Annotated in this window: 2 protein-coding genes; both read left to right on the plus strand. The window is 57.6% G+C overall.

The window, feature by feature from the left end:
• Positions 1–241 precede the first annotated feature (241 nt).
• Positions 242–1870, plus strand: coding sequence for a CTP synthase (locus tag LAT62_RS16215; protein WP_293386261.1), 1629 nt, complete (start codon positions 242–244; stop codon positions 1868–1870).
• A 158-nt stretch (positions 1871–2028) separates the two neighbouring features.
• Entirely contained in the window at positions 2029–3324 is a 1296-nt protein-coding gene (gene eno, locus LAT62_RS16220; protein WP_293386263.1) for a phosphopyruvate hydratase, read from the plus strand.
• Positions 3325–3445: the final 121 nt, after the last annotated feature.

Consider the following 3445-nt stretch of genomic DNA (forward strand, 5'->3'; position numbering starts at 1 on the left):
CTGGCCTCCTACCGTGGGAGCGCACCCCGTTGCGCGATGGGGCCGCAGGCCCCCAAATCAGGGTAGATTCCGTTTGCCGTGATTGTCCCCCGTGACCCCCTGTGGTATCTTATGCGCCCATCTTGGATGAGCAGCCGAAGCGCATTGCTGCTGCTCCAGCAACCCCGTCCTGCCTGAATTTTCGCGCCTTTTTGTGCCAGTGCAGGTGGGGTTTTTCCGTTTTCAGCAAGATGGGCCAACTATGACTCGCTATATCTTTGTCACCGGTGGTGTTGTTTCCTCTCTCGGGAAAGGCATCGCTTCCGCCTCGTTGGCCGCCATTCTGGAAGCGCGCGGCCTCAAGGTCACCATGCTCAAGCTCGATCCCTATATCAATGTAGACCCCGGCACCATGAGCCCGTTCCAGCACGGTGAAGTATTCGTGACCCATGACGGCGCTGAAACTGACCTCGATCTGGGCCACTACGAGCGTTTCGTGCGCACCAAGATGACCCAGTACAACAATTTCACCACCGGGCGTGTCTACCAGCATGTGCTGAAGAAGGAGCGCCGTGGCGACTACCTCGGCGGCACGGTGCAGGTCATTCCGCATATCACCGATGAAATCAAGCGCCGTGTTATCGAAGGCGCCGGCAATGCCGATGTGGCGCTGGTCGAGATTGGCGGCACCGTAGGGGACATCGAGTCACTGCCGTTTCTGGAAGCCGTGCGTCAGCTCAAGGTCGAGCTGGGCAGCCGCCGGGCCCTTTCCATGCACCTGACACTGGTGCCCTATATCGCGACGGCCGGAGAGATCAAAACCAAGCCCACCCAGCATTCGGTCAAGGAATTGCGCACCATCGGTCTGCAGCCCGACATTCTGCTGTGTCGCTCGGAAGTGGAAATCGACCGCAGCGCGCTGAAGAAAATTTCCCTGTTTACCAACGTGGAAGAGCGCGCCGTCATTCCGCTGCTCGATGCCGACACCATCTATCGCATTCCCGGTACTCTGGCAGGCTTTGGTCTGGATGACATCGTGGTCGAACGCTTCGGTCTGGACTGTCCGCGTGCCGACCTGAGCGAGTGGAACGATGTTGCCGACCGCAAGCTGAATCCGCAGCAGGAAGTCACCATTGCCATGGTGGGCAAGTACATGGAGCTGCCGGATGCCTACAAGTCATTGCTGGAAGCGCTGGATCATGCCGGTATCCGCAGCCGCACCAAGGTAACCGTCGATATGATCGATGCCGAGCGGGTAGAAGACGAAGGTGTCGAGATTCTGCAGCATGCGTCGGCCATTCTCGTGCCCGGTGGCTTTGGGTATCGCGGCGTCGAAGGCAAGATCCTTGCGGTGCAGTACGCGCGCGAAAATCGTGTGCCCTATCTGGGTATCTGCCTGGGTATGCAGGTTGCCGTGATCGAATTCGCTCGTCATGTCGCCGGCCTGGAGGGCGCTCACTCTACCGAGTTCAACCGCCAGGCACGCCATCCGGTCGTGGGCCTGATAACCGAATGGATTGAATCGGACGGGCGCAAAGTCGAACGTGATGAACAGTCCGATCTGGGCGGCACCATGCGCCTCGGCGGGCAGGCCTGCCTTGTCAACCCGGAGTCACTGTCGTATCAGGCTTATCAGAGCGAACGCATTATCGAGCGCCATCGACACCGTTATGAAGTGAACGACCACTATGTTGCCCAACTGGAAAAGCATGGCCTGCGCATTGCGGGGCGCAGCGAAGATGGCAATCTGGTGGAAATTGTCGAGGTGCCGGACCACCCCTGGTTCCTGGCCTGCCAGTTCCACCCGGAGTTCACCAGCACCCCACGCGATGGGCACCAGCTGTTCTCCGGCTTTATCAATGCGGCCCTGGACTATCAGTCTTCGCGATGAAAATTGTAAGAATATAACCCCCAAAACCGGTGCAGTTGGCTAACAAATGCACCGCTGGGGTTTCTTTTGGTGTGGTTTTGTAAGAAACTTACATGCCAGTAGGGTGCGACTTTTGACTGGTCGCTCACTTGATGAACACAACAACCGGAGTGTGTCGAATGACAACTATCGCAGATATCAAAGCAAGGGAAGTTCTGGACAGTCGTGGTAACCCGACCGTCGAGGCAGACGTTTATCTGGAATCCGGAGCAGTTGGCACCGCCTGTGCGCCGTCTGGCGCCTCAACCGGTTCCCGTGAAGCACTGGAGCTGCGCGATGGCGACAAGTCCCGTTATCTGGGCAAGGGCGTTGCGAAAGCGGTCGAGAATATCAACACGCGCATTCTTGCAGAGCTGAAGGGCAAGAATGCCGCAGATCAGCAGGGTATAGACCATGCCATGCTTAAACTGGATGGCACCGAGAACAAGTCCGAACTGGGCGCCAACGCCATCCTGGCCGTGTCCCTCGCCACCGCCAAGGCGGTAGCGGCTGAGAAGGGCATTGAACTGTACGAATACATCGCCGAGATCAATGGCACGCCCGGCCAGTTCTCCATGCCGGTGCCGATGATGAACATTATCAATGGCGGTGAGCATGCTGACAACAATGTGGATATTCAGGAATTCATGGTTCAGCCGGTTGGCTTCACCTCATTCCGTGAAGCGCTGCGCTGCGGTGCGGAGATTTTCCACGCGCTGAAAAAAGAGCTGAGCGCCAAGGGCCTGAGCACGGCCGTCGGTGACGAAGGCGGCTTTGCACCCAACCTGGAGTCCAACGAAGCAGCGTTGCAGATCATCGGCGATGCCGTGGCCAAGGCCGGCTACAAGCTGGGTGAAAATGTCACTCTGGCTCTGGACTGTGCCGCTTCCGAATTCTACAAGAACGGCAAATACGACCTGGCCGGTGAAGGCAAGGTGTATGACTCCAAAGGCTTCTCCGAGTTTCTGGGCGAACTGTGCGACAAGTACCCAATCGTCTCCATCGAAGACGGCCTCGACGAAAGCGACTGGGACGGCTGGAAAGTACAGACCGAACTGCTCGGCGACAAGATTCAACTGGTGGGTGACGACCTGTTTGTGACCAACACCAAGATCTTCCAGGAGGGCATCGACAAGGGCATTGGCAACTCGATTCTGATCAAGTTCAATCAGATCGGCTCCCTGACCGAAACGCTGGAAGCCATAAAGATGGCCAAGGATGCCGGCTACACCGCCGTTATCTCGCACCGCTCCGGTGAAACCGAAGACACCACCATCGCCGACCTGGCTGTGGGCACTGCGGCTGGCCAGATCAAGACCGGCTCACTGTGTCGCTCCGACCGGGTCGCCAAGTACAACCGCCTGCTGCGCATCGAAGAGAAGCTGGGTGCCGGCGCGGTTTACAAGGGCTTGAAAGAGATCAAGGGGCAGGGGTGAATTAGTCGACAGATGACGGTCGACAGATGACAGTAATGGCTTGACAGCCCTCTAAGGCTTGGTAAAGCTCGTTCTGTCTTCTGTCTTCTGTCTTCTGTCTTCTGTCTTCTGTCTTCTGTCT

The sequence above is a fragment of the Natronospirillum sp. genome (genome assembly GCF_022565775.1).
Lineage (GTDB): Bacteria > Pseudomonadota > Gammaproteobacteria > Pseudomonadales > Natronospirillaceae > Natronospirillum.